The sequence below is a fragment of the Psychrosphaera sp. 1_MG-2023 genome, assembly GCF_030548245.1.
Lineage (GTDB): Bacteria > Pseudomonadota > Gammaproteobacteria > Enterobacterales > Alteromonadaceae > Psychrosphaera > Psychrosphaera algicola.
Window position 1 is genome coordinate 131,666 of the sequence record NZ_JAUORW010000009.1, and the last position, 23,293, is coordinate 154,958.

The following is a 23,293-nucleotide window of genomic DNA, read 5'->3' on the forward strand; positions in this document are numbered from 1 at the left end:
GGTGAATTTTAATGAAGCAAAGACTTCACATAATTTATAATTTCTTGGTCTTGGCCGTGTTCAAATAAACAAGCTTGAAAACGTTCCCCGCCGACTGCTTCTTTTACTAAATTTTGATCTAGATTTTCCAAAGATTTTACATAAGTGGTACCAATTAAATCAGATTTTAATTTCGTTAAAATGTTGGCATTTTTAACTTGCGGTTCTTTACGATCCAATGGGTAACCAGCGCCTCTTTCTCCGGTTAATGCTTTTTCAAATATGTATCTAGCATTTAGTTCTGCTCCCCAACCAAATCCTTTAGCAAATGGCAGAGCAAGCGCATTACCATTGTTTACTTGGTTGAATAAAAAAGCATCAGATGGGTCAATACAATAACCACAAAACACTCCAGCATGAGCATTAGAGGCCATCATCGCTCCTTGTCCTGTTCCACAACCAGTAAAAACAAAATCTACCGCTTTTGCGTTTAGTAATAAACCCGCCATTATTCCTAGGTGAATATAGGTTAAATAGTGATCATTAGCATTGTTCATTCCGACATTAAATACGTTATGCCCTAGTGGTTTGGCGACGTATTCCAATTCAGTCAAAATTCCATCATTTTTGTTAGCTTGACTATTTTCCATCATTAGTGCAATTTTCATGATTATATATCTCTGTTTTTGATTGATTGTGGTGGATTATACCATGGGAGTAGCGAGATATTAACTAGGGTATTTTGGTGGTTTAGGATGATTTACAGAGGTAATACAAACGAAATGAACTTTACGTTTTGTTTTTGTTTTATATCATATTGAAAATTAATGTTATTTTTTTGAATAGAGGGTTGAGTTGGAACTATTAAATATTAGCGATTGTGATTTTAAGTGATTATTATTGATTTTATATGATTGTATATTGTTGTATATTACAAATTATTAGTCACTGATATGGAGAGTTCGTGTTGAATATATTTAACTTGAGCACCAAATTTATTTTAGTTTATTGTTTCATAGTGTTAAGTACAGGCGTTTGTGCTAATGATCATCTGCCTAAAAAAGGCAATGTAAATGGTAGTCTGGAAAAGAAGCCAAACATATTGTGGCTAGTAGTAGAAGACATGAGTCCCATCTTGGAAATGTATGGCGATGAAACCATTAAGACACCGGCAATTTCGCAACTCGCGAAAGAAGGTGTGACTTACACAAACGTTTACTCCACCTCGGGAGTATGTGCTCCAAGTAGGGCGGCAATAGCTTTAGGTATGTATCCATCCGCCGTTGGCGCCAATAATATGCGAACAACATCTAACACTAAAGAGACTGGGTTACCTAAATATGAGGCTGTCCCTCCAGTTCAAGCTAAAATGTTAAGTCAGTACTTGCGTGAAAATGGGTATTATACGACTAATAATCTTAAAACGGATTACCAATTTACGGCACCGAGAGCGGCTTGGGATGAAAGTGGTCCTTATGCTCATTGGCGAAATCGTAAAGAAGGACAGCCCTTTTATGCTGTCGTTAACTTTACAACAACGCATGAATCTGGATTGTTTGAACCCTATGGCTTTAGAAAAATTGAATCTCGACATTATTTTTCTGATGATGTTGAAAGGATTGCAAAGTTACCTAAACACCATTTAGTTAAGTCCGACGAAGCTAACACAGCTGTACATATTGCTAAAGATCTTGATTTTCCAATCCCACCATATTTACCTGATACTCCAGTTGTTCGTCGAGACTTTTGGAAAATGTATAATAATTTGGCGGAGACTGATAGACAAATAGCTGCGGTACTAAAACAGTTACGCGATGATGGTTTATATAACGAGACTATTATTATGTTTTACTCCGATCACGGTGGTCCTTTACCTAGACAAAAACGTCTAATCTATGACAGTGGTTTAAAAGTTCCCTTTATCATACGGTACCCCGATGCGATAAATGCAGGCGAAAAAAGTGAACAAATGGTTAGCTTTGTTGACTTCGCACCAACGGTTTTAAGCCTAGCTAACATTGGTATTCCAAGCCACATGCATGGTAAAGCCTTTTTGGGGGAGCAAAAAACGCAACGAGAATACATTCATGCAGCTGCTGACCGATTTGATGGATTTACAGACGTAATTAGAGCCGTAAAAAACGACCGTTTTAAATTCATTCGAAACTATCGACCTCAGCAAGGCTATTATTTACCTGTAGCCTATCGAGAAAAAATTCCTACTATGCAGGAACTGTTGCGGTTACATAGAGATAAGCAACTTACTCCTGCTCAAGCTCAGTGGTTTCGTAATGAAAAACCAGCAGAGGAATTGTTTGACACGCTGAATGACCCACACGAACTAAATAATCTGATTGACGACCCTGCATATCGTTCGATAGCAAAACAGCTGCGTATTGAATTAACAACTTGGCTGCAAAATATTGGTGATAAACCCAATCGAGTTGAGTCAAAGTTGATATCTGAATTGTGGGGAGGAGCTTTAAAACAACCTGTTACCCAATCACCAACGGTGGCATTGGACGATAAATTTATTACCTTATCTAGTGCTACCCCAGGAGCGGTGCTTTCTTATCAGTTAACAGACATGAATGGCAAATTGAGCGGTTGGAAGTTATATAAAAATAGTATTGCACGAAATAATGCCATCGCAATCGACGTAGTAGCCCATCGAATTGGCTATAAAGAAAGTCAATTAGTTAGCCGTAAACTAGTTTCTCGAAATTAGTTAAATATCATATTAAATCAATAAAATAAAAATTATATGAGGGGATATATGAACAACATTAAGAAGTTGTGTGCGAGATACTTGAACACGTCGTTGCTACTTGGAGCTTGTGTTTGCGTGCCCCTTTTAGTTACATCTTGTTCGAGTTTTACAGGTCACGTTGTTACTAATGTCAAACTAGATCAACAAGTCAAAATTGCGAATAATGGCTTACACTTTGATGGCGAAAACTTAGATTTTAGTAACTTTAAAGAGCCTGATAGCGGTGAAAAATATGATTATTTTTTTGGTCGCAATATATCGGCTCACGGCGACGCCATAAAAACTTACAAACATTATGTTTTTATGACTTGGTATAAAGGCGGAAAAGATGAAAGAAATGTGATGCTGTCCCGCTACAATACAAAAACGGGCACTGTAAAAACTATTACGTTTCCACATAAACATACGGGCTTTCGCGGCAATCCACTGGTGGGGGAATCACATAACACAATCGGTATAGCAGTCAGCCCAATTAATGGCACTATTCATATGGTTTATGACATGCATGCTTATGACGATAATAACCATAATGGTAAATTTAAAGATGATTATTTCCGTTATTCGTATAGTGTGCCAGGTGCGGCAGAACTTAAAGATTCAGAGTTTACGCTAGATAAGTTTGTTAAAGACACTAGCGAAGTTAGTCAGGGGGTTGGCGACTACAAACATTTAACAATGACAGGAAATTTAGCTGATAGGGATAATTTTGCAAAATTAACTTACCCCAAGTTTTTTACTAATACCGATGGTACCTTGTTACTTTACATGCGTTTAGGCGGCAATAATAACGGTGCTTATGTCTTCAATCGATATGACGCTCAAACACAAAAATGGTCAACGTTTACCGACTTCAATTTCAATAATCAAACTCTAAAAGGCAACGCCTATAATTGGGGACTTTATGGGAACATGAAATATGTAAACGGCAAACTGAGAGTAGGTTTTCAGCAACGTAGTGGCGACAATAACGACAAGTATAAATATCAGAATGGCGTATATTATGCCTATTCAGATCATGCGGAAGGCGTCGGCAGTTGGAAAAACCACCGCGGAGAAGCCATGACATGGCCATTAGTAAATTCCGATGAAATTAAGGTATTTGAACCGGGTGATTATATCACTCACACAGAGCCTAATTCTGTTTTTATCGTCGGTAGTTTTGACTGGACCGTTACCGCTAAAGGTGATGTTCACTTCATTAGTAAAGTGCGTTCAACAGATACCCATCGAGCTGACTATCAAGAAGTTTACTTACACTCATATAAACCGGCGGGCGCTGCCGAATTCATTACGAGCACAGATTTTACCGGCGCGAGTAACATATATACGTCTGGCGATAATATTTACATTATCGGGCTAAAAAATGGTTACCCATATGTGGAGAAAGCCGAAGGCGGTACCAATAATTTTGAACGCATTTACGAGCAAAACTCCGGTTTGCAATATGACCATGGAGTTGTGCATATCGCAAATGACAAATTATATTATTATTTGATGGAACGAGGATCGGGTTCTTCTTTGCCGCTGCATTTACAGATCATTGATTTAGGCATCGTCAATTAATAACCGGCCTAAAGTCGCTTACTTAAGGATGTGTTTAAAAGCTTTTACGCTCTTATAACGTTAGTTGTTACTAACTTTATAAGAGCGTCGACTTATCTTCAATAACAGAAGGCTGTCAGAGTTATGTGTAAAGCTTGTCGTCATTGTTAAATGAGCTGTTTCATTACTAGGATTATTATAACTAGCATCATAACAAGGTCAGTTGTTAGTAGCCTCGTTTTCCTACAAATTCTATTGTGACTTAAAAAATATACGAAATAACATAACTGATAAGTGAAAATATTTGATTCATTATGATTTAAAATGACCTGTTTGTGTAATAAATTGAATATACTAATTTCGTTTTTTGCAGCAATGTCATAAAAATTATAAAAGAGAGCAATAGAGCATGTTAAAAAAAATTCTATTTTTCGGCCTAGTACCGCTTTTTTTTGAATCGCCTTTGGCTGCTTCTTCAGACTACCCGTTTGAGTTACCAGCACAACTAAGTGCAAAAATTAAGATCGATTCAAACCAACAAGAAAATTTTAACAATAAATTGTTGGGCACCAATATTTTTAAGTTCACTAGTCAATCCGAACAAGAGTTAATAAATACTTTTAATCCAACGACAATTCGTTTTCCTCATGGGATATGGGCGAATTGGTATGATTGGCGCACTGATGGAACTCGAGTTTTTGGTACGGATACATTTCGATACGAACATTCTGATGGGAGTTTTAAAAGTAAAGAAATTGATCATTTATCTAGCATCAAAGTGTTTGAACAAAACGATACGAAAGTCGGCATTGACGGTTTAACTGATTTAAATGTGCTGCGAAAAAATAACCTAGGTGAAGGTTATGACATGGTATGGACATTCAATATGAGTGCCGATGGTCCTGACTTTGAAGATGGTAGCCCAGATTCAGTCGAACGATATTGGGATTTAGTTAATCGTGAATTTAATGTTCAAAACATTGAACTAGGAAATGAAAATTTTTACCCCGGCCAACGTAGCTCAATTATTCCAAATGCGGTTGAGTATATTAAACGCGCCAAATCTATTTCTGACGCATTAAAATTTCATAACCCAAACATACAGCTGTCTATACCATTATTGCGCAGGGATAATTGGGCCAACCCGAATTGGAACCAAGATGTAACTAAGGAATCAAACTATTTTGATGCTGTTACAGTGCACACTTACGTGGGCGCCAACCCCGATGATGAAACTACCAGTGATGAAGCATATAGCACTGCGCTGCTTGCACGTTATCATTTAGCTGCATCTGTTAATGACTATGCGAAAGTCGTTGCACCAAATAAACCTGTGTGGTTGACGGAATGGGGAGTCAACTCGGGGGGAGCCAATGCGGCGTCTGTACTCGGAATGTTAGACGCTTATATCTATATGAGTGAAAATCAAGAAACATATGAAAGAGCAAATTGGTTCAGCGTAAACGGTCAGCTCAATTCCTTTCTTGTTTGGGAGACTTATACGTCAGTATCAGGTGTAGAACGGCCTCGAATTAAATATCCGCTTGAGAAAACTGCTTTTGGATCAGCGCACGAAATTATTCGTGAAGTACTACAAGATGCAGTGATGCTAGGCAGCAGTATTGAAACAAGTGAGTTGGCGGATGGGGTAAAAGCCATTAGTGGCAGAGCCATAACAAAAAGCGGTAAGATCCAATTGTTAGTCCTTAATTTGACTAACCAATCAACGCCGTTAGCGATTGAACTTGATACTCAGTTGTATAGTGGAAAAATGACTCATTCAGCAATGAGTTTTAAAACACTAGATGAAGAAAGAGTATTGCCAATTGAGGGCCGTCCGCTATCTAATTTGCCTAGTACAGATGTTGTCACTTTACCGCCTTTTTCTATCAATACCATTGAACTTGAAGAGGTTGAGTTAACGTTAGATCGTTTCGAACTTGAATTATCCAATGGATCTGATTTTTACCAATTTAAACAAAATGAATTAATCAAACTAGAAGCTATTCCAAACACAAATAGCGGACAAGTTACGTCGGTAACATTTTATGTTGATGGTACGGAAATATCCGTGGATGAATCTGCGCCATTTCAATTTAATTGGCAGCCCCAAAATTACGGCATTCAGGCAATAACTGCGATGGCAATGAGAAATGACGGAGCGATTAAATCTTCTGAACCACTATTGTTTAACATCACTCCAGATATTTTTATATTTAAAGCGATATTAGACGAGCTTGACGATAAAATTTATGACATTGGTGAGGTGATTTCAATTACCGGTACGATTGAATTAAATATTGGCACAACCCAACTTGTTGAATTGCGCGTCAATAATAAAGTCGTTCAACAATCGGAAAGTGAACCATATTCATTTAATTGGGTACCTCTAGAAGCTGGCAATTATGCGATTGATCTTGTTGCAACAACCGCAAACCAACAAAAAGTCAATTCAAATGTTTTAACGGTTACCGTTGAACAAAAGGTGGACGAGTCGATTACTGAAGAAGTAGATAGTTCCGACGATCAAGATAACGACATAGAAGCAGTAGATCCCAATGAAAATCAAGATTCAAAAGACAAAAAGAGTGAAGCCTCTGGTGGCGCAATAAGCATTAATTATTTGATGTTATTTTGTTTGTTATTACGAAATAAGCGTTTCGGGATCTGGAATAGAAATTAAATCTTGTTGCCTAAGGCACAAAGGATTAAGAATAAAAGATAAGGTTTATTTAGATGTTAAGCGATAAAACAGAAGTTCAAGAGTACGACGTTATTGTTGTCGGGTCTGGTATTACTGGAGGCTGGGCTGCAAAAGAATTTTGCGAAAAGGGTTTTAAAACTTTAGTTATTGAACGAGGTCGTCATGTCGAGCATCGTGGTCCCGAATATAAAGATATGCAATCGCCTTGGGAGTTGCAAAACCGAAATTTAGGGTCGGAATTCTTTGATGAAGAAAACCGATATCGGATGTTAAAAAGAAAATTCGGCAAACTCAAAACAGAGTTTATGCATTTCTTTGCAGATGAAAAAGAAATGCCATATTCATACCCAAAAGATAGACCATTTATGTGGACTCGCGGTAACCAGCTTGGAGGGCGGTCTCTAACATGGGCGCGGATGTCGTTACGTTGGGGCAAAAAAGATTTTGAAGCTAATGAAAAAGATGGGTATGGGGTTCCTTGGCCAATTGGATATGAAGATTTAGCGCCTTGGTACGATTACGTCGAGTCATACATTGGTGTTTCAGGTAATAAAGATGGCCTAGAGACGGTACCTGATGGCGTATTTCAAAAGCCTTGGGAAATGAGTTGTGCAGAGAAGTACGTTGCCGACAATATAGCAAAACATTATGAAGACCGACGTTTGATTATTGGCCGTACAGCCAATTTGACAGAGCCGACTACAGAGCAACAATCATTGGGGCGAGCGCAATGCCAAGCCCGCTCATATTGTAAGCGAGGTTGCACGTTTGGAGCTTATTTTAGCTCATTATCCGCCACCTTACCGAGTGCTCAACGTACGGGTAATTTAACTATAGTTACCGATGCAATAGCGTCGCACGTGGATTATGATGAAGTGTCAGGGAACGCCTCCGGTGTAACTGTCGTTGATGCTAAAACTAAAGAGCAACGCAGTTATAAATCTCGGGTCGTTTTTCTCTGTGCTTCTGCATTAGGCTCGGTTCAGATAATGCTAAATTCAAAATCAAAAAGCTTTCCAAATGGTATTGCTAATTCTAGCGGTGCGGTTGGGCGATACATTATGGACCATTTCACCGGTGTACGTGCTGAAGCAACCATTCCTGGTTTTGAAGATAAGTTTTCGATAGGTCGCCGGCCAATTGCTACCTATATTCCAAATTATAGACATGAACAAACGGACGATGTTGATTTTGTCCGAGGCTATGGATTTCAAGTTACAGCGGGAGCAAGAGCTAAAACGGGTAACGCAGCGAAACGTGAGGGTATTGGTGCCGCAATAAAATCTCAAGTCGGTAAACCGATGCAATGGAAAATTCGAGCATTTATGTATGCGGAAATTTTGCCGAACTATAACAACAGAGCGACGTTACATCCCACAAAAACGGATCAATGGGGAATACCGCAATTACATATCGATGCTCAGATTGGTGACAATGAGCGAAAAATGACTAAACAAGCCGCCATCGATATACGTGAAATGTTGGAAGTCGGGGGCTGCACAAACATCAAAGTAAAAATTGAACCTGATAAACGTCATATTATGCTCGGTGCTCGGACCCATGAAATGGGCGGGGCAGCAATGGGATCTGATCCTACAACGTCGGTTTTAAATAAATGGTCTCAAACTCATGATGTAAAAAACTTGTTTGTCACGGACGGAGCGGCTATGTCGTCTAGCACTGCACAAAACCCTTCTTTAACTTATATGGCATTAACAGCAAGAGCAGCAGATTATGCAGCCGATTTAATGAACAAAGGTATGTTGTAGTTAAATAAGGCAAAAGACTTGTCACAAGCAGGTAATGGGTTGAACGGTTAATCCCTGTTAATCAGTTCAACCTCATTACGGCTTAAAATATTATTTTATTGAGACGATTCAGGTTTGTGTATAAATCCATTTATTATTATATTTGACATGTTGTGATTTGTTTTTGTTAATTTTGATTATTTATGGTTTGTTTGATTTAAAGTGATTTATTAAACGCTTAAACATAAATGCGCGTTATTTTAGGTTAGTAAGAGGATAGGGAATTGAAAATACAGATAAGTGCAAACAAAGTAATTGTGAAAATAAAGATGCTAATGTGTATTTTCACCGTTTTACTGCTAACTACCGGCTGTTCATATGAAGCGGTGAACAAAGGCCGTGGAATTGGAGTTATTAATGTTAACAGTATTAACAAAGGTGCAGATGTGATTTTATCTGCTGACTATACTGTCGACTCAACTATAAATAGTCAGGTGTATGATTTTTTTGATGTTGCAGTTCGTACCCATAAAGGCTCACCTAACTCGGTTCCCGCCACATTTGGTCGCCGTCCGAAAGTTAACACCGTTCGTATGTTAGGGGGATGGGCATCAAAAAACACCGAGGCAGATACCTATAAATGGGACGGTTCAAAGTATGTATATGATTTTACTCAAGCTACAAAACGGATCGATAAATGGTTAGATAAAGATTGGGACATTTTTCAGATTGTTTTGGATAACCCGCCCTGGGCGTTTCAAAATGGCTTAACTTTAGTTGATAAACCAGATGGCATTCATTATTTAAAAAAAGACGCAAATGCTGTTTACGGCAATTCATTACCACCTAATGATTCTGATGCGTGGGCTCGCTATATAAAAGCGTTTATGGAGCATCTAGTTGAACATTATGGGCGGGATGTTGTTTTATCCTGGCGGTTTCGTGTCGGTTCAGAAATTGACACTCGGCCTCAGCATTGGTCTGCTACAAGAGAGGAATTTTTTGCTCACTACCAAAATACGGTAAAGGCTGTTCACGCGGTTCTGCCTAATGCAAAAATAGGGACACACTTTCGAGAAGCATCTTTCAAAGGGCGCTATGTCGATTATACTGGAAATAAAGAAGATTCTTATGCAAGGCACTTTGTCTCTTGGGCTAAGGCTCATGATGTACACTACGATTTTATTGCTATTTCTTATTATCCACATATTACTAAACCCCATGAGATGGATATGGAATATGTCTATCAACATGATATTGCACCAATTACAACGCACCCAGATTGGAACGAAAAAGCTAACTTCGAAATACATGAATTCAAATTTATAATTAAGATGAAACGTGGTGGGTTTGAAAGTGTTCAAACATCACATAGTGCGTCGTTTTTTGCTATGTTTGCAAAGATGATGTTAACCCACAATATCAGAGATGTTTATCAATGGGGCAATGCAACAGGAGGCCATTATGCGCCGGAAGCTTTGACGCAATTGGCTCTATATTCAATGTTGGGGAATCAAATCTTTGATAATCAAGTATCTGACATTAGACCTAGTAATGATGATAGCAATATTATTGATGGCATTTTTACTAAATCTACTAAAGGTCAAGATTACGATGTGTTGATCTACAATTTTAACCGAAAAGACTTTACGTATCGCCAACCTGAAAATGTCGATGTTCGCTTAAAGATAAACACACCATCGAAAGCAAGCTTTAAATATCGAATCGGGTCCATTGATCAAAGTAACATTGCTCATCAAAAATTCTATCAAGAGTTCCCTTTGTCACTAGTTGATGAAAGCCAAGGTGGCTGGCGCAAAGCTGGCGTTCATATAACAGCTTCGCCTATGAGTTTATTGAATGAACAAGGAGTTAAAGTCTATTTAGACAACCGACACAAATATGCTAAGTCACAGGACTTAAAGTGGACTGAATGGCAGGATCATAACATTGTGGTAGAGCCTAATGGAGAAACGTGGGTGATATTACCTACTCAGTTACCCTCATTTGCAGTTCAAAAAATAGAGGTACGATTTGTCGAATCTATTTGAACATTTTCATTAGGCGACCCTTCGAAATTATTATCGTTTATGGCAGTTAAGATATGCTGGACAGTTATTTTAGTCTGTGTATTTAGGCTGGGGCTGTTGTATTTAGACTGGAGTTTGGTTTGAAAAAATTTATAGATAAACAGAAATTAGCAGTTGGCTGTGTTTTATTATCAGGATTGCTCATAGGTTGTAGCAGTAATAATTTAAAGGCAAATAAAACGCTATTGTTAGATAAGGATTTAAGCCATTTTGATAATGTCTACTCATATGGGCAAGCTCGATTTGTTGAAGGGGAAGTGTTATTACAATCCACTCAAAACTGGTTTTTTACAACAAAAAAAAGCTATCGGAATTTTATCCTTACAGCAGAAGTTTTGATGCCTAATGTCAAGGAATATAGTAATTCAGGTATTATTTTTAGAGGACAAATAAAGGAAGGGGATAACGGCAAATATGTAGTGGGTTATCAGGCGGAAGTAGATCCTAGTCCACGTAAATGGACTGGTGGTTTTTTTGATCAAGGTCGTCGGAAATGGCTACACCCTGTGCACTCTAATCCAAAACGGTCGCAGCGCGATAGTGATTTTATTAAGTCGTTTATTCCGCAATGGACTGAAAAACATATGTCTGCATATAAACACCTTGATTGGAATTCGATCCGAATCGAATGTGTTGAAAGTGAAATTAAAATTTACATCAATGATGTGTTAACAACTCATGTAATTGATATCAAAGATAAAGTAGGCGTTATTGGTCTGCAACATCATGGTAGCAAAAAGTTACTTAAAACAGGCACTACGGATAACGTCGTTCGATTTAGAAATGTTGAGATTACCGAACTAAATTGATCCCTCGGATAAAGTATCTTGAAAATTGAACTAAAAGATAAGTTAAAAGATAAGTTAAAAAATAAGTTAAAAAATAAGTTAAAAGATAAGTTAAAAGATAAGCTAAAAGATAAACCAACTAAGCGCGATATAAAAATCGTCATGAGTTAATGTTTGTACTAACTAAAAATTGGCGGAAATAGCTCTACGAATGTGATGAAGGGCCAATTTGATGTACTGGATATCCGAGGTATCGATGATAGAACGCCAGTTACGAATTAAAGAGAGGATAAAATGACAAAAGAATGTGTAAATATAAGCCGCAGAATATTTATCGGCTCTAGTTTGCTTGTGGTTTCAGCTCCATTACTTGCTGGCATTTCAAATCCTACTAACGCGCTGTTTGAAGTCACGAATGATGGCCAATTTTTTACAGCAGAAGATATGACCACCTTAGTCGATGTCGCTGAAATCATGATCCCAGAAACAGACACTCCCGGTGCGACAGATGCGCAGGTGATCCCTGTTTTGGACGGAATGATGATAACTTGGGCCGGTAAAGAAACAAAACACCAGTTTCGTATTTTGATAAGTCAAATCGAGAAGCTAGCTGAGGACACTTTTAGTGCGCCTTATAAACAGCTGCCGTTTGTCGATCGTTTGTCTTTAGTCAAACTTATGGACAGTAGGGCATTTGCTGATGCGAATACCCCCTTGTCAAAGCGTTACCGTAAATTAAAAGAGATGATATTCCAGATCTATTATTCATCTAAAGAGGCAAATCCTGACTTTATGTTAATTCCAGGTGCCTATCGAGGTTGTGTCACAGAAAAAGATATAAAGCGATTTCAAGCTCAGGGGCGTGTTGATTATTTGTAGTTATAATTAACGCTCCACCTGGCCGTAAATCGGTCACATATAGATTGAGCAAGCGCCTACGGGCGCTTTTTTATTGAGTTAGGTCAGAGTAAACTATATAGATAAAACATATTAAATAAATTCAATTACTTCTGTTTTATTTAGTGACAGAAAATAAAAAGCGCTACAAAAGTAGCGCTTTAGTTATGAGAATAACTTCTACAGGTTTATGGTTTGGTCAATGGAATTACCAGTGACGCTGAATTAGCTGTAGAGCCGTTCGAACCTGAAGTATACAGTTTGTCATAAGTAAACTCTTTACCTTCTAAAAACTCGTTATCATCTGAGCTTTCAAATGTTTCGCTAAATACCTCGGTATTGCCAGCAACATCAGAATAGAGTGTGAAGTCGTCTATTATGAATGGAGAGCCTCCTTTAGTTTGCACATCGAAGTAACCAGGGCCGTTGTTTTGAAGGCTACCACCAACGGTCATTGACGAGAAGGTATTGTCTTCATTAATTGTCATCGCATCAGAGGAAATCGGATTGCCATCAATATACAAAGAAAGTAAAGCAGGTGTACCCGCTGAACTATCCCAAGTGAACTCCACTAAAAATGGTTTACCTTTCTCAATTGTATTATCTAATGTGTGGTATTTACCATTACCTGTTTCATTATTCAAACGTAACTCACCATTGGATCTCACCGTTAAAGCAAGATAAGTCCTATGTAGCTCCTTGCCTTTCCATTTGCTACCACTAAATATCAATTTTACATCTTTTGTTGATTCGTTGGGATACTCACCAATAAAAGAGGCTTTTCCTTGAACAGCTGTTAAGTCCTGTATATCAATGGCCCATTTAGCATCTTTTCCATCAGAGCTCCCTAGATGGGCTGCTAAATTACCGCCGACAAGCGGGTTAATATTAATAGGAATAGTTGCAGTTGTGCCATCTGCTGACGAAATTGCTAGCTCATCAATCAGTGGATCGGGTAAAGTTACACCGTCTCCTTTGTGATTTTTAATTGCATCAAGTTCTTCGTTTAATGTATACGTCCATGAACCAGACTCATCTATTGAATAGGTACCATATGTCGAAGTAATATCCGACATTACTTCAAACTTTTCTTGTTCAAAGTTGGGGTCAGTAATAATTAGCATCCCATCTGCATTGCCAGCATTTATATTAACAAATACATCTGGGTTGCGAACCGGCTCTTGACCTTCTTCTGGTTCGACGTCTACCCCACCTGGAATACCGTCGATATCAGCATCAATTAGCTGAGAACCTAAAACTCGGATTGTTACAACCTGCTCAGTGCCATCTAGTGACTTAATAATAAAAGTATCCTCCACCGATGGAGGAGTGTCAGTATCTTCAACATAATTTAGTGCTTTAACTGCTTCAATACTTTCATCTAAATCATACATCCACTCACCCGAGACCGAATCAAACGTAACTGCACCGTAATTTGCAATAGGGGTTTGATCGGGTGCAAAGCTTGCTTCTGCAGGGTTATCATCTTGTACTGTGACGGTTGCATTGGCATTACCATCATCATAAACAACAGAATAGCTCAAAGCTCCGCTAAATGTAGCAGGAACGTCAATACCAGCGACCGAAATAGAGATGTTTTCGGTCGTACCGTCAGCTGTAGTAATGGTAAAAGGTGACTCGACTAGTGGGTCCATTGCCGCGCTAACAAGCGCAATAATCTGTTCATTAGCGGTATCGATTTTGTACTCCCACTCACCGGCAGCATTAATGGAAAATGTTCCATACAGTCCAGTGGTGGTGGATGGATAAACTAAAGATTCACCTGGGTTTACGTCATTTACGGTCAAAGTTCCTGTCGCATTGGCCGCTTTTGTTGCTGTACCTGTTTTGTCACCTGTTATGTCGGCAGGGGTTGGCGTTGATACGCCAGATTCGTCATCACTGCTACATGCACCTAAAGCGGCGATAATTGCTAAAGTTAGGAATTGTTTTTTCATTATTGTTTTCCTTCTTACGATTTCTTTTCTAATCACAGGGGAAGTAAATCTCCCCTGTGTTTAATGAATGGTTTGGTTTTCGTTATTACAGATCACGAACTACTGAAATATTGTCAGTCGTGACATTTTGATAACGAGGTTCTCCAGATGCTTTTACCGGGTCACCATCACTGTTATTAGAAAAGCTTTCTTCAAAGTCAGGAGTATCAAACTTTATATCAGCATCTATGTTTTTGTAGAATTTAATGTCATCAATTAGCATTGCGCCAACACCGCCGTTATCGACATTTTTTCTTACATAGAAACGAGCTTCATCAAGGCATTTGTATAATGAGCTTCCAGCCACCGTTTGGGCCACTATTTTTTGTTTTGGATCATCAGGAATCGCACCATGTTGTGAGGTTGCTACTGAATCGTCAAAAGATAATGTGATATAAGATAAGTTTGTTGCAGTACTAAATGTCCAAGACATTACAAGCTCGACCCACTCGCCTGGAATGAACATTTGATCGAACACGACTTTTTCGGTTATGAACTGATTGTTTTCATCTTTTGCGTAGTCTGCCGACCCATTTTGATAGTTTCCACCCGGACTTATTTCAGCAGACCACATTTCAAATAGCCCTTCGGGCTGCATCCAAAACTGAGCTAGCCTTCGGTTATCACCACCACCATCATTGTTACCATTCCATCTGCTACAGGTAAAACCAAAGTTGCCATATGTCGCTAAATCGTCTGTTACTTTAGCTCTAAATGTAATTTTTCCATCATTAACATCCTCAGGGGTCAAGCCTCCGTGGAGAAAATCAATTGCAAAAATGCTGGTTTGATCAGTTTCACTAGGAATTTGAACAGCAAAATTTAAAGGCGCACCGGTAATATTTACTTTAAACTCAACTTCAGTACCGTCTGCAGAATAAATGGTAAAAGTTTCGTCCGTTGCGTCTTCCGGTGTTACTAAGGTCTGTAAATCAGGGTGTCTTTTATCTAACTCATATTCCCAACGACCATCGGCATGAATTATAAAAGTTCCATATTTTGCTACAACTTCATAACCTACTTCATCAACAGGTTTAAACATAGACTGTTCGAAATTTTCATCATAAACTTCGGCTTTTCCAAAGGCGGATGTTTCGGTCAGAGATACGTTGGCAACTGTTGCTCCCCGAAATTCAGCGGGGCTATCAGCAGGTGTGCCGTTAATGATGATGTTTAACTGTGAAGTTGTACCATCAAGAGACGTCAAAGTTATCGAATCGGTAAGAGAGGCCGAAGGATTACCCTGCAGTGCCGCTACCTGTGGATGAGTTTCATCCAAATCGTAAGTCCATACACCGTCACCTTCTTTTGTCATTATAAAAGTGCCAAATTCAGCTTCAGGAATTAAGCTGTAATCGGGATCAGCTTCTCCATAGTTAACGTCGGTGACACCAATTACTCCCGAAGCAGAACCATGGCCGAAAGTTATTTCAACGTCTAGGCCTTCGCCAGATGTGCCGTCAAAACCTAATTTAGTTGTAAACTCGTTATTAAAATCAGCAGGTACTTTTTTTGCTTCGCTGTTGTCTAGGTCGCAACCCGTTAGGCTGGCAATCATAGACAAAACTAAGATTTCTTTTTTCATGTTAATTGTCCTGTAAATATTTTTCGTCTTATGATTGCTTAGAAACTGTAACTTAAACTAGCAGTATAGATACGCCCGGCGTAACGAATTCGACTGATGGCGTCTTCGTTACCACCTATGTATTCATATTCCTGACGGTTATTTAGGTTGAATGCTCGTAAGTTGAAATTAAACCCTTTTGCAAACTTGTATGACGCGGATAAATCGAGACGACCACCTGAGGTTTGAGTACGGGCATCACTTCCAAGGAAGTTTGTAACGCCGTCGGTACTTAAAAGTTTTTCATCTTGCCAGTTATAAGCCAAGCGAAGGCTGAAACCATCGTTCTCGTAATACCCAATTAGATTTGCTGAATGCGGTGCAATACGAGTCATAGGCGCACCTTCGCCTTCATCTAAGTCAATTTTGGTAAAGTTAAATACGCCGCCAAATCCGTTCCAAGGGTAAGGTAAGAAGTCAAGCTTTTGCTGAATCGCAAGTTCATATCCTGTAACTGTGATTGGAATATCGCTATTGAACGTTTCTTTAATTGTGACTTTACGGTTAGTAAGAATTTCGCCGTCGTCAGTTTCAAATTCTCCGATTTCCTGGCATAGACCTGAAGAAGAGCCATCGTCGATGTGCTCTAACTCGCCAACGTCCCACTTTTCGTGTTCACCTACAGGACATATGGTTTGGGTTTGAATTTTACCTTCAATGTCTTTAACAAACATTCCGATTGAGATGGCAGAACCTTCACGATTATACCAAGCTAATGATAAGTCATAGTTTTGTGCGGTATAGGGCAGAACTTCCGCTTTTGCATTTTCTAATTTAACCGTAGAACGGCCGTTGTCATTAATTGGGCTTGGGGTTTGAGACAATAAATTAGGTCTTACAAGCGCCTTTGAATAAGCAGTTCTTAAAACAATGTCTTCTGATAATTCAAAGGCCGCGTTAAATGAAGGTAATGTATTTGCGTAATCAGTTTCGACTAATACTGCGATACCTTTTCCTTCATCATCAAATCCCTGACCAATAACGTCATTAGTCGTTTCAACGTAACGAATACCGGCGTTACCTGTGTATAAAATGTTACCGATTTCACCTTCAAATTTACCCATTAAATATACGGCGTTTATCGCTTGATCGGCATAAAAGTTATTCCGATAAAACTGGTTTAATCCATAAGCTGGCGATGTAGTCGCATTTTCTAACTTAACTGGAAAACCTGTTGGATCGGCAATATCGTAATTCTCGACAACTTCGCCTGTTTGTGGATCATAAGGGGTCATATCTTGTTGAACAATAGTCGCTAAATGTTGTGAATCTAGTACTGACCAACCTGCATCTGAACCATAATGACCAGCATAGTCACCATTAAAGTAGACTGTTTGTTCATCAGAAGATAATTTTTCTTTGTATAGGACATCGCGGCCTATTTGTGACAAGTTCATGCCGCCTCCGCCAACACGAAGATCTTCAACTTGTAGTGTTTCACGAGAATGACGCGCACCAAACTTTAAGCTGGTAAAAGAAAATGCACTAGTGCCAATTTCTAAATAACGTTCAAAATTAAGTTCACCGGACTCAAACTCTCGAATCGGACGTGTAACCCGACCATTAACATAGTAATCTAGTGACTTGCCACCAAACTTGGCGATAGCATCAGCTCTTGCTTGGCTTTGAGCGGCGCGTTCTTCGATTTGTTCCGGCGTTAATGCTGCTTCTTGTTCGGGAGTTAAAGCAATTGGAGCGGCTGGAAAATAACCCGCTGGGAAATCATTTAAATCGCCCTGATTGATTTTAGGATCTAATCTACTGCCAAAACTCGTAAGTGGAACTGATTCCCAACCATTGCCAAAGCGTTTCCACGCGTTGTCTCCAAGATCATATATAAGTTCGCCTGTTTCTGGATCAACTTGGCTGAAAATGCCGTTAACATCTGAATAAAGATAATCGTCATATCCACTAATACTTGCAAAGGCATTATTTAAGTTACCGTTACCCGTATTAATGACCCCGTTGATACCTGTTGGCGAGAAGTTAAGTCGCTCACCACTGTCTAAATCGGTATAGTACTGATTATTACGTTTGTTGGTATGTCTCAAGTCTAAGCCAGTCAGAATACCCTCACTTTCCGCCTCTGAGACGCTAATCGTACCGTCAATATGCCAATTGTCGGTGAGGTAATCTGCATATAGAAAAATTCCTTTAGCTTCTTCTTTACTTGATGATAAACGATTAGATGGAGTCCAGGACACGTTCGTCATTTCTGCATGAGTCACGGCATAGACAGGAATTGTTGCTAAGTCTGGGTGGTGTAATCCTTCAACATAGTCCGGATTAGCGTTATTGCTCAATTGAATAGGCGCTCCGATTGGAATTACTCGTTGCGTATTTTGGTTGCCATTATTATCGTTACTATCAATATAAAACTGCACATCTTCCATATTACTTTCACCTAAATCTCGTTTTGTGAAAAGGAAGTTTGCACCGATCTTAAATGCGTCTGTTGGCTTAAATTCAATATTACCAGTGGCTGAAATACGGTCTCCACGAGAATTTTCGGTAACTTGACCAGCTTTGCCTATGACTTTTACGATGGCAAGTGGATCGGTAATGCCATGTTGAGACTTGTAGGCATTTAAGTCGTCGGCTGAAATAAATGTTGTGTCTTTAATTGAATTATTATCTACGGTATTTAATGAAGTATATTGCGTGAAATTTGCCGTATCACGACGAAAGTTTTGTTCTGAAGCTGAAACTTTAAATGCTACTGCGAGCTTGTCTTTGATCAGATGCTTAGAGGCTGAAAACTTAATTGTCTTATCCCAATTATCTGCGAGTTCCTCATATCGGCTTCCAACGCTAAAGGAATATTGTCCGTCCTTTTTACCGAGCGCTCGTTGTAACTTTTTGTCTACGATACCGCCGATACCACCTTCTTGCATGTCAGCAGTAGGGGCTTTAATAACTGTAACGCCATCAAAAACACCGGCCTCAAAAGCGCCAAATGGATTTGAGTTTCCAACTATTCCTTGGCTACGACTAGGTGTTGCAAAAGATTGACCTTCAGCCGTTACTTTTGCATATCCACCTGGTAATCCACGTAAATTAATTTCTGAATTTCTTGAGCCATCGTCAGTATTAAGTTGAATACCAGGAATCGCCTGTAATGCTTCCCCTAAATCAAGGGCTGGCAAACCGTCAATATCCTCGGCAGATATAGCGTCTACAATCGAATCCGCCTCGCGCTTGGTATTAAGAGCATTTTCGAGTGAGTCCCGAATGCCTGTTACCTCAATAACTTCTAAATCTTTAGATTCTTTATTTTTGCTGTCAATGGCGGCCTGAATTTCCGCAGCTAAAATTGAAGGTGCAAACAAAGTCATTAAAACACCTGTTGAATAGCCGAGTAGTTTCGACTTGTGTTTAATATTTGTATTACTTGTTTTTATTTTTCCCATGAGCTTCTCGCCTGTGATTGGAACTAATTTTATTTATAATTTTTATTGTGCAACAACCAAACTACATTAGCGGTCATAAATAATCAATATAGCTCATAAATTAACTTAATTTGTCGGGTTAATTAATTTTGTCTTTAAACAGTAGAAAAAAAATTAATGAAATGACAGCTCCTATAATTAGTTTTTACCAATCGTTTTTTAATGTCTTGTTTTTTTAAGTTGTTGATTTAACTTAGTTGTGCTGTGTTTTTCTTGTGTTGTGTTGAGTGTTTCTTAACCATTGGTGGTCACCGCATACATATTTTTCATGTTGAATTTAAAACTTATTGCACTCGAAATACCGAGTTTAATTAAATTAAAAACGTAATTAAAAAAGTAAAAATGGTAACTCTAGTTTGTGCTTAAACCATGATTAATTGTCGTTGTAAACCGCTGTTCTGTAGGCCGCTACTACTTTTCAAATGGGATTTTCTCGTTTAAGTTTATGTATTTAAAGTGTTTATTTTCTTGTTTGTTAATGGCAGAACTAGAAGCTGTTTTGTATTTTTATCATATATCACTCACCAACACTTGTTTTAGTGACTGATATGATCTCAAATGGTTTGTAATGATTTATTTTGACTGTTAGTGTCATTGTACATGGTGGTAAAACAGTTCGAATTAAAATTAGCACATTTACAGGGGGCTAATAGTCGAACATTGTTGCTGTTATATAGCGATAACTGGTTTAACCCCGTTTAACACAATATAAAAATGATAATAAATGAGGTTTAATAGTGAATAAAATTAAAACGTATATAAGCCGGTTGATAGAATTTAAACGGTCGCCGACAAAGAATTTGGCTATATTTAACTCTGTTTGCACTGTTCTTTTTACTTTTTTTGCAAAGCTAATAAGTCTGTTTTCAGGTTCGTTGATGTTAGCTTCTTTACAACTTAACGCTGCAGTGACATTAGAAACTCAAGTAAAAATTGCCGATAATGGGTTATATTTTGATGGCGTCGATCTTGACTATGGAAATGTACATACTGCAAATACTGGTGATAAATATGATTTTTTCTTTGGACGCAGTATTTCAGCGCATGGAGATGCGGTTAAAAGCTATAAACACTATGTATTTATGACCTGGTACCGTGGCGGTAAAGATGACCGCCACGTAATGTTAACTAGGCTTAATACTGTAACCGGTAGCACAGTAGACATTGAATTTCCGCACCAGCACACCGGCTTCAGGGGCGATCCGTTAATTGGTGAGTCACATAATACGATAGGTTTGGCTGTTAGTCCTATTAACGGAACCATTCACATGGTCTATGACATGCACGCCTATGATGACAATAATCATGATGGCAAATTTAAAGATGATTTCTTTCGCTACTCATACAGTGTTGCAGGTACAGCAGATGTTGCCGATGGCGATTTTACATTAGATAAATTTGTTAAAGATACAAGTGCTGTTAGTCAAGGTGAGAATGATTACAAACACCTTTCTATGACGGGCGACATTGCTGATAAAGCAAACTTTGCCCGTCTGACATATCCCAAGTTTTTTGCGACCTCAGACGGTACGTTATTGCTCTATATGCGCTTAGGAGGCAACAACAATGGGGCTTATTTGTTTAACCGTTATAATGCTGAAACAGAAACCTGGTCTACATTTACAAAATTTAATTTAAACAATCAAAAAAATGCGGGGAATGAATACAATTGGGGCCTGTATGGCAACATGAAGTATTTGAACGGAAAACTTAGAGTTGGTTTCCAGCAAAGAAGTAGTGACAACGACGATAAATATAAATATCAAAATGGTGTTTATTATGCGTATTCTGATCATCCTGAAGGTTTTGGAGAATGGTTCAATCACAATGGCGACCCAATGACTTGGCCGTTAGTTAACTCTGATGAGATAAAAGTTTTCGAGCCTGGTGATTATATATCTCATGAACAACCTAACTCAGTCTATATTGTTCAAGATTTCGATTGGACGGTAACAGCTCGCGGTGATATTCATATAATCAGTTTAGTGCAAACCAATAACTCTTCTTCAGAAGCTGCCGAATTTGGTTTTTCTGATATCCCAAAAGAAAAAGTCTATATCCATTCTTATAAACCTTCCGGATCGGATAAGTTTATTATCGACACAAATTTTGTTGGGGCCTCATCGATTTATACAGCTGGAGACAATATATATGTCATTGGACTTAGCGGAGGTCGACCTTATATTGAAGTTGCAACAGGCGGTACAAATAAGTTTACTCGAGTTTATGAAGCAACAGACGGACCAACGTTTGCTCATGGAACCATCTATATTAAGGATGGAAAAGTTTATTACTACTTAATGGAAAAAGGGGTGGGTAATTCTCTCCCACTTTATATCCAAATTATTGACCTAGATATTTCTCAAGTAAGCGTGAACTTTGAAAAAACGGAAATAACATTGGTTGAAGACTATTCCAACATATCATTATCGGCAATGACTTCTGTAACCGATCCCGCGCGATATGTTGAAAGTGTGGCTTTATATTTAGATGAAGAACTTATATCAACATTGAATACCGCTCCTTACACATGGACACAAAGTACCTTAGCGTTACAAAATTTAACGCTAGGCTCTTATGAAGTGAAGGCTGTAGTTGTTGATAATGTTGGTGATACATCTCAAGCATTTATGACGGTAAACGTTGTGGAGTCAGCGCCAACCGTTGCATTCTTAACTACCAATATCACCTTGTTAAAAGAGTATGACAGTGTCGACATTAACGTTATTGCTGATACTCCTAATGATACGCGTACTATTTCGCAGGTTAGCCTTTATTTAGATGAAACGTTGATATCAACAAAGAACACAGCGCCATTTAAATGGTCATTCGAAGAGCCTAACCTACAAAATTTAAGTGTCGGCTCCTATGAGTTAAAAGCCATTGTTAAAGACAGTGAGGGAGAGACTGCGGAAACGACGATGTCTTTGACTGTTATTGACCCAACTCCGATTGTCACTTTCCCACAGGACATTTACACAATGTTTGAGGGGTATAATAGTTTTTCACTTAGTGTTAATGCCTCGACGCCAGTCTTAGGACGAACTATCGAAAATGTGGAACTGTATGTCGACGATAATTTGATTCGCAAGGAGGCTGTTGCTCCGTACGAGTGGGGGCACTCTGCATCGCTTAGTGAAGAATTACTCAATTTTTCAGTCGGTTCTTATACTATTAAAGCTGTGGCAACCGACAGTGAAGGCTTAATGGCAGAAGCTTTAGCTAATTTAATTATTGAAGAAACTATTCAGGCACCTTTAGTTAGTTTTAATGACTCAACACTAACAGTTGAGGAAGGTTATGATAGTTTGACCATTGACGTTACAGCGTCTTCGCCAATGAACACGCGCTCTATAAAGCAAGTCGCTCTTTTTGTTAATAATGTAGAAGTTTCAACGCTGACTTCGGCCCCGTATCAGTGGACACAAACTGATTCTTCATTAACAGACTTACCCGTTGGGTCTCATGTGGTGAAAGCGGTAGCAACTGATAATTTAGGACTTACAGCGGAAGTGACCATGCAAATTATCGTAAAGGAAAAAGTTGTGCAATCACAAAAGGATGACCTCGAAGATAAACCAAAGGACAGCGACAGTTCTGGAGGCTCCACAATGCCATTTATATTGTTTATGCTTGGATTATTTGCAGTATTGAGAAGAATGATAATGCAACAGCATCTTCAGAAATTTAAAGATAGGTAGACTT

Annotated in this window: 13 protein-coding genes; 9 read left to right on the forward strand and 4 right to left on the reverse strand. The window is 38.7% G+C overall.

Annotated features, from left to right (window positions below):
* Nucleotides 1–8: 8 nt before the first annotated feature.
* A complete protein-coding gene (locus Q4575_RS10470; protein ID WP_303522877.1) occupies nt 9–647 on the reverse strand; it encodes an RpiB/LacA/LacB family sugar-phosphate isomerase in 639 nt (212 codons plus the stop codon).
* 296 nt (nt 648–943) lie between these two features.
* Here Q4575_RS10470 and Q4575_RS10475 point away from each other — a divergent pair, with 296 nt between their 5' ends.
* The 8 genes from Q4575_RS10475 (at nt 944) to Q4575_RS10510 (ending at nt 12,500) form a co-directional block, all read left to right on the forward strand.
* Nucleotides 944–2,707, forward strand: a complete 1,764-nt coding sequence (locus tag Q4575_RS10475) for a sulfatase (protein ID WP_303522879.1) — start codon at nt 944–946, stop codon at nt 2,705–2,707.
* A 48-nt stretch (nt 2,708–2,755) separates the two neighbouring features.
* A complete protein-coding gene (locus Q4575_RS10480) occupies nt 2,756–4,312 on the forward strand; it encodes a BNR-4 repeat-containing protein (protein ID WP_303522880.1) in 1,557 nt (518 codons plus the stop codon).
* A 388-nt stretch (nt 4,313–4,700) separates the two neighbouring features.
* Nucleotides 4,701–6,974 carry an Ig-like domain-containing protein gene (locus Q4575_RS10485; RefSeq protein WP_303522882.1) on the forward strand — a complete coding sequence of 758 codons (2,274 nt, stop codon included), beginning with the start codon at nt 4,701–4,703 and terminating at the stop codon, nt 6,972–6,974.
* A gap of 53 nt (nt 6,975–7,027) precedes the next feature.
* The gene (locus Q4575_RS10490; protein WP_215963671.1) at nt 7,028–8,764 is read left to right on the forward strand and encodes a GMC oxidoreductase; all 1,737 of its coding nucleotides are present in this window, start codon (nt 7,028–7,030) and stop codon (nt 8,762–8,764) included.
* Nucleotides 8,765–9,027: 263 nt separating this feature from the next.
* Complete coding sequence (locus tag Q4575_RS10495; RefSeq protein ID WP_215963670.1) at nt 9,028–10,794, forward strand: hypothetical protein; 1,767 nt, start codon at nt 9,028–9,030, stop codon at nt 10,792–10,794.
* Nucleotides 10,795–10,913: 119 nt separating this feature from the next.
* On the forward strand, nt 10,914–11,642 hold the full coding sequence (locus Q4575_RS10500; RefSeq protein WP_252736835.1) for a DUF1080 domain-containing protein: 729 nt from the start codon (nt 10,914–10,916) through the stop codon (nt 11,640–11,642).
* 18 nt (nt 11,643–11,660) lie between these two features.
* Nucleotides 11,661–11,792, forward strand: coding sequence for a hypothetical protein (locus tag Q4575_RS10505; protein ID WP_303522885.1), 132 nt, complete (start codon nt 11,661–11,663; stop codon nt 11,790–11,792).
* Nucleotides 11,793–11,915: 123 nt separating this feature from the next.
* Nucleotides 11,916–12,500, forward strand: coding sequence for a gluconate 2-dehydrogenase subunit 3 family protein (locus tag Q4575_RS10510; protein WP_215963668.1), 585 nt, complete (start codon nt 11,916–11,918; stop codon nt 12,498–12,500).
* A 206-nt stretch (nt 12,501–12,706) separates the two neighbouring features.
* Here the strand turns inward: Q4575_RS10510 and Q4575_RS10515 are convergent, their stop codons facing one another.
* From Q4575_RS10515 to Q4575_RS10525, 3 genes are all read right to left on the reverse strand, one after another.
* Complete coding sequence (locus Q4575_RS10515; RefSeq protein WP_215963667.1) at nt 12,707–14,476, reverse strand: VCBS domain-containing protein; 1,770 nt, start codon at nt 14,474–14,476, stop codon at nt 12,707–12,709.
* Nucleotides 14,477–14,561: 85 nt separating this feature from the next.
* A complete protein-coding gene (locus Q4575_RS10520; protein ID WP_215963666.1) occupies nt 14,562–16,100 on the reverse strand; it encodes a VCBS domain-containing protein in 1,539 nt (512 codons plus the stop codon).
* Between the two features lie 38 nt (nt 16,101–16,138).
* A complete protein-coding gene (locus tag Q4575_RS10525; protein WP_303522888.1) occupies nt 16,139–19,549 on the reverse strand; it encodes a TonB-dependent receptor in 3,411 nt (1,136 codons plus the stop codon).
* A 917-nt stretch (nt 19,550–20,466) separates the two neighbouring features.
* On the opposite strand from Q4575_RS10525, the gene Q4575_RS10530 reads away from it, so the two are divergent.
* Nucleotides 20,467–23,289 (forward strand): Ig-like domain-containing protein, encoded by a 2,823-nt coding sequence (locus Q4575_RS10530; protein WP_303522890.1) that lies wholly within the window; start codon nt 20,467–20,469, stop codon nt 23,287–23,289.
* Nucleotides 23,290–23,293 lie beyond the last annotated feature (4 nt).

Bases quoted from the DNA above. Each gene is read 5' to 3' on its own strand.
- Q4575_RS10470 (WP_303522877.1), bottom strand. From the start codon at position 647: ATGAAAATTGCACTAATGATGGAAAATAGTCAAGCTAACAAAAATGAT.
- Q4575_RS10480 (WP_303522880.1), top strand. From the start codon at position 2,756: ATGAACAACATTAAGAAGTTGTGTGCGAGATACTTGAACACGTCGTTG.
- Q4575_RS10485 (WP_303522882.1), top strand. From the start codon at position 4,701: ATGTTAAAAAAAATTCTATTTTTCGGCCTAGTACCGCTTTTTTTTGAA.
- Q4575_RS10490 (WP_215963671.1), top strand. From the start codon at position 7,028: ATGTTAAGCGATAAAACAGAAGTTCAAGAGTACGACGTTATTGTTGTC.
- Q4575_RS10510 (WP_215963668.1), top strand. From the start codon at position 11,916: ATGACAAAAGAATGTGTAAATATAAGCCGCAGAATATTTATCGGCTCT.
- Q4575_RS10515 (WP_215963667.1), bottom strand. From the start codon at position 14,476: ATGAAAAAACAATTCCTAACTTTAGCAATTATCGCCGCTTTAGGTGCA.
- Q4575_RS10520 (WP_215963666.1), bottom strand. From the start codon at position 16,100: ATGAAAAAAGAAATCTTAGTTTTGTCTATGATTGCCAGCCTAACGGGT.
- Q4575_RS10525 (WP_303522888.1), bottom strand. From the start codon at position 19,549: ATGGGAAAAATAAAAACAAGTAATACAAATATTAAACACAAGTCGAAA.
- Q4575_RS10530 (WP_303522890.1), top strand. From the start codon at position 20,467: ATGTTAGCTTCTTTACAACTTAACGCTGCAGTGACATTAGAAACTCAA.